At 45.6% G+C, this 5689-nt stretch carries 5 protein-coding genes; 1 reads left to right on the plus strand and 4 read right to left on the minus strand.

The window, feature by feature from the left end; all coding sequences use genetic code 11:
• Positions 1 to 311: 311 nt before the first annotated feature.
• A complete protein-coding gene (locus VN447_RS07090; protein WP_325524246.1) occupies positions 312 to 542 on the minus strand; it encodes a metal ABC transporter solute-binding protein, Zn/Mn family in 231 nt (76 codons plus the stop codon).
• Position 543: 1 nt separating this feature from the next.
• Here VN447_RS07090 and VN447_RS07095 point away from each other — a divergent pair, with 1 nt between their 5' ends.
• The gene (locus VN447_RS07095; RefSeq protein ID WP_325524248.1) at positions 544 to 1065 is read left to right on the plus strand and encodes a TIGR03943 family putative permease subunit; all 522 of its coding nucleotides are present in this window, start codon (positions 544 to 546) and stop codon (positions 1063 to 1065) included.
• Positions 1066 to 1110: 45 nt separating this feature from the next.
• Here the strand turns inward: VN447_RS07095 and cysK are convergent, their stop codons facing one another.
• The 3 genes from cysK to VN447_RS07110 form a co-directional block, all read right to left on the minus strand.
• Positions 1111 to 2046 (minus strand): cysteine synthase A, encoded by a 936-nt coding sequence (gene cysK / locus VN447_RS07100; protein ID WP_325524250.1) that lies wholly within the window; start codon positions 2044 to 2046, stop codon positions 1111 to 1113.
• Between the two features lie 330 nt (positions 2047 to 2376).
• Positions 2377 to 3543 (minus strand): ABC transporter substrate-binding protein, encoded by a 1167-nt coding sequence (locus VN447_RS07105; RefSeq protein ID WP_325524252.1) that lies wholly within the window; start codon positions 3541 to 3543, stop codon positions 2377 to 2379.
• Between the two features lie 273 nt (positions 3544 to 3816).
• Entirely contained in the window at positions 3817 to 5424 is a 1608-nt protein-coding gene (locus VN447_RS07110; protein WP_325524253.1) for a nitrite/sulfite reductase, read from the minus strand.
• Between the last annotated feature and the right edge of the window lie 265 nt (positions 5425 to 5689).

Raw genomic sequence — 5689 nt, forward strand, 5'->3', positions numbered from 1 at the left:
GACCGGAGCTTTGCCGCCGACTTCCTTCAGATTCGCCCTCACAGGCGACACCCTTGTCTTAGGCTAACGGTTGGCACTATCAACCCCCGTATTGGACTTTCACCAACAAGTAAGCGCCCATGCTGGGCGCACATAATAAAAAGGCCTCCGAGACACAAACCTCGGAAGCCTTGATTTCTCTATGGCGGGAACGTGTGGAACGAACCCACTCAGGATGGATTAGCACCCCGCGTACGGTTTTGAAGTCTGCTACTTCCCTTTATAGAATTATTATTTATTTTTTTAACGACTTTTCCAGATTGGACAAATTCTCACGCATAACTGATAAATAATTTTTTCCCTGTTTCATCTCTTCTGCTGTCAGATTTTCTAGCGGATTGAGCACCCAAGAGGCCTGCTCCAGTTTCTTTAGCAATAGTGTCGGCCAGTTTGGGACTGACCAATGTTTCGAAGAATATATATTTAACCTGATGTGTGCGACAAAAATCAACTACCTTAGCCATCTTATCCGGAGTAGGTTCACTATCTGGCGCTAGGCCCATAATGCCATTTATCCTGACTCTACTGGTGGCTTGCTTAATACCAAATAATAGCCTGGATGCCAATGTCGCAGCCAATAAAGGACTGAATTTCCGTCTCTCCGGTGATACTGGACCTGCCTTAGCCAATATACCGCGCCCGTTGGCGGAAACCCTGGCCAAAGCTCCGCTCATTCAGGTAACAGATATCAACTTTACTGAAGTCATGTTTGAGGTTAACAGTTTCCCCAATGATTATGTCGGCAAGGAAATTGAAATAACTGGGTTTGTTTTAAAAGACGCCACTATGACGCCCACGCATTTTGCCCTTGCCCGCTATGTAATCGTCTGCTGCTCTGCTGATGCTTCCCCTTACGGCCTAGTATGCAATTACACTACAACCGATTACCCTGCAGATACCTGGCTTACCATCCGAGGCACAATTCAACTGGAAAAACAACAAAATAAAAATCTGGCGGTAGTAAACGTCACCACCGCCAGATCAGTGCCTAAACCGGCACGGCCTTATATTTATCCCAGCATGTAAAAATAAAGCGCTCTGCAGTTGATCCTGCAGAGCGCTCTTTGTTCATTATTCTTCGCCAAACAGCGGGGTCGATAGATACCGTTCACCGGTGTCAGGCAGGATAACTACGATAGTTTTTCCTTTGTTTTCCGGACGTTTGGCCAGTTCAGTCGCAGCATAGAGTGCCGCGCCGCTGGATATGCCAACAAGCAAGCCTTCGGTAGCAGCCGCATCTCTTGCGGTCTGGTAAGCTTCATCTGTTTGGACTTTAATGATTTCGTCAATAATCTCGGGCTTAAATACATCAGGCACAAAGCCAGCGCCAATACCCTGAATCTTATGTGGGCCAGGATTGCCGCCAGAGAGTACCGGTGAGTCTGCTGGTTCAACAGCAACTACTTTTAAGCCAGGTTTGCGTTCTTTAAGGGCTTCGGCGATACCGGTAATCGTTCCGCCAGTACCTACACCGCCCACTACAATGTCAACTTCGCCATCAGTATCGTTCCAGATTTCTTGAGCAGTCGTTTTGCGGTGTATTGCAGGATTAGCCGGATTTTTAAACTGCTGCGGTATCCAGGCATTAGGGGTAGTCGCCACAAGCTCTTCTGCCCGCGCAATGGCACCTTTCATTCCCTTAGCGCCTGGAGTAAGCTCAATTTGTGCGCCCAAAGCCTTGACCAGTTTACGCCGTTCAATACTCATGGTCTCCGGCATCGTCAAAATCAACTTATAACCACGGGCGGCGGCAACAAATGCCAGGCCAACACCAGTATTGCCGCTAGTTGGTTCAACGATTACAGTATCCTTATTGATAAGGCCCTTCTCTTCGGCGTCTTGAATCATTGCTAAACCAATGCGGTCCTTTACACTACCCAGCGGGTTAAAGTATTCAAGTTTAGCAATCACCTTACCGCCAAGATCTTTTTTCGCAGAGTAGTTTTTCAGTTCGACAAGGGGTGTGTTACCAATTAGTTCAGTTAAATTCCCATAAATTTTAGCCATAGTATCCCATCCTCTCATATCGTTAATGATATTTTAACCTTTTTTAATGTAAATAAGTAGTTTGGGTGCCGCAAAACTAAAAGAGGCAATCGAAGCTAACTCAGCCGCCGATTGCCTCCGGTTTTCCGGTCAGCAAGAACATTTATATCTTGTATATATGGTAGCACACGCTCATTAAACTGTCAACCATTTTTAGGTAAGTTTATCCGATGACTAAGCCGCTCTAAGACTCCCACCCTCTCTGGCGGGAGTTAAGAGCGGCTAAGTCCCTGGATAAGGTCGACTAAACTTCAGATGGGGTAATAACCCCACCCGAAGCTAAGTCTATCTTTAAAGTTTGGGTGTCACTTTTTCTTTAAACATTTGTTTGCCATCTTTCATCTCGATAACAACTGCACTCTTTATCGGATTGTGATTGGCATCAATGGTTACTGTACCTGTACTTAATTGAAGATTTTTGGTTTGCTCTAACGCTTCACGAATTTTGGCAGGGTCTGTGCTATTAGCCCGCTTAATGGCGTCAATCAACAGTAAACCGGCATCATAGCCAAGGGCGGCCAGAGCGCTAGGCTCTTGGTTGTACTCTTTTTTATAGGCTTCGATGAACTTAACAACATTAGGATCGGTATCCTGGGAGGAATAGTGGTTGCTGAAGAAAGTATTATTCAGCGGAGCGACACCAGCAATTTCGACAACCTTAGGATCATCCCAGCCGTCGCCGCCGAGGAATGGTGCAGTAATTCCCATTTCGCGAGCCTGCTTGAGAATCTTGCCCACTTCTTCATAATAGGCTGGTAGATAAATTACATCAGGGTTAAGTGCCTTAATCTTAGTCAACGTAGACTTAAAGTCTTGGTCTTTTTGTAAGAAGGCTTCCTTGCCTAATATCTTGCCGCCGTTTTGGGTAAACAGAGCTTCGAAGGATTGGGAAAGGCCTTTGGAGTAATCGGAACTGCTGTCAATATAGACGACAGCTGTTTTGGCTTTCAGCGTGTTACTGGCAAAGTTAGCCATAATTGTGCCTTGCAGCGGATCAATAAAACATGACCGGAAGGCATAAGGACGGGTTTTACCATTATCTACAGTAATCTTTTCATTAGTGCCTGTTGGTGTAATAACCGGAACTTTATTGTCTTGTGACACTTGCACTGTTGCCAGTGTATTAGAACTGGTTGCCGGCCCGAAAACGGCCACAACTTTGTCCTGAGTGATCAACTTGGTGATTGCGTTAGTGGCTTCAGCAGCCTCTGATTTATTATCAGCAAGGACTAATGTTATTTGTTTACCCATAACACCGCCAGCTGCATTGGCTTGTTTGATAGCTAGTTGAATGCCGTTGACTGCCTGCTTGCCATAGTTGGCAACACCGCCTGTCAGCTCGAAGTTACCGCCGATTTTGATAACATTGGCGTCCTCTTTGGGCCCGCCGCCACAGCCAGCCAGTGCACCAGCCATAAGCAGTGTACTCATAGCTACTGCCACTAATTTTTTTCGCATGTTTTTCTCCTGCCCCTTCTTTTTCCCCAGACCGATTATTCCTGCCTCAAGTTAGCAACTTGGGGCTTTTCGTTCAGAATGTATTTGTGTCGAGGAATTTATGTATTTTGTACTCAAAATAGACTATACACCTTTACATCTTTATTGTCAATACATTATTCTTCATCTTTTATGTTAATACATATGTACTCCGCACGCGAACAGCAAGAATTTTTGTAATTAAAAAGACTAAAGGTCACTTCTCCCTCCGGAAGAAGTGACCTAAGCCATCAATTATCCCTGTGTAATAAAGTTGTCAAGTTCAATCTGAAAACTCTCTATGCCAACACGTTGTACAAACTGATTAAAAGATTCTCCGGATAGTTTGTTGGCTTTGAAAAACACAACCAAGCTTTCAATTGCTTTAGCTGCGCGATCAGCTGGAACACTGCCCTTAAGCTTGACGCTAAAGGCCGCCTGTGGCCCCAGTTTACCGCCAATCGAGAACTCAAAGGCTTCTGTTAGTTGGTCCCCAATTCTTGCCGCTACTCCCTGCAGACCGATATCGGCAATCTGTTGCTGCGCGCAGGAGTTTACACAGCCACTAATATGGAGTACAAGGGGCTCATCCAGTTCCACATGCTTATCCAGATATTCAAGAATGGTAGCTGTTCTCTGCTTAGTCTCGGCAATCCCCAGTGGACAGAATTGCGTACCGGTACAGCAGACTGCACGGGCAGTAAACGGTGCAGGGGACGGCGTAAGTCGCGCTAATACTGTTTCTGCCAGCAAGGCCTCAACCTTTGCATCTGGAATGTTTAGCAAAATCAGGTTCTGCGAGTTGGTAGTACGAATTGAACCATCACCATAGTGTTCAGCAATCGCTGCCAGCTGTTCCATCTCTTCGGCATCGAAACGCCCCAGTGGTATGCTTAGTCCGACATAATTAAGGCCGGCCTGCTTTTGTTTGTTTACGCCATATAGGCAACCCGCATTCCAATCAACTGTTAAATCTTGACCCCGTGTAGCCAGCGGTCCTGTTAGTTTAAGCACTTCCTGTTGGAACTTGTGAGCACCCCAGTCTTGTAACAGGAATTTCAACCTGGCATGATTACGTTTTTCCCGGTAACCGTAGTCGCGGAAAATCGCAGCTACTGTCTTGGCTACTGCAAGCACTTGCTCTGGTCGAACAAAGATATCCAAAGGTTGTGCCATACTTGGTTTAGCTGAGAGACCGCCGCCAACAAGTACGTTAAACCCGATCACTTTTTCACCATCTACTTCTTTTTCAGCCGGGGTAAACGATAAATCGTTGATTTCAGCGTGAACCGGGTTATGAATACTACCGGAAATTGACATTTTAAATTTGCGGGGAAGATTAGAAAAATCTCTATTGTTATGGAAAAAATCGGACACTTGTTGTAAGATTGGCGCAGCATCAATTACTTCTTCCGGATCATAGCCTGCCACCGGATTTCCCACAATAGTCCGCGGGCAGTCACCAGCTGACTCCAGGCAGCTTAAGCCAACTTTTTCTAGCCTGGCGAAGATATCAGGTAAATATTCTACGCGAATCCAGTGAAATTGAATGGCATGCCTTGTGGAAATATCCAAGAGATTGCGGCCATAGTCGCGGGCAATACCACTAAGTACCCTTGCCTGGGCAGAAGAAAGCACCCCGCCCGGGACTTTTACCCGCAATAAAAAGAAGCCAGCTTCTTTAGGCCGCGATATATATAGTCCCAGCCACTTAAGAAGATCAAAATCCTTTTCTTCGATGGCGTCAAAACCTAGTTTAGCATAGCGCTCAATGTCGTTGACAATATCTAAGCCGTCTTTTTCAAGCTTGATTAGTTCAACCTTGTTCAACTTATCCGGTTCTTTTGCCCATACTTGTTCCACTGTGAATTCCCTCCATTGTCATTGTACTAATAATCGAGTAGGAGCTGAGTAATTATTTACTCAGCGACCTCTCACACCACCGTACTACCGTTCGGTATACGGCGGTTCAATAGAATTAGTGTATTAATGAATATCTTTCACTTATGGTGATAAAGCCTAATTTCCTTAGGTATTCATTGGTGAGTGTCCGCGAAAGGACTGGGCTATTGGCTGTGTGCCAGTAGCTCTTTCTTGTGTTAGCATATTCCCACGCTTTGCGATTATC

Source organism: Sporomusa sp., assembly GCF_035561155.1.
Lineage (GTDB): Bacteria > Bacillota > Negativicutes > Sporomusales > Sporomusaceae > Sporomusa.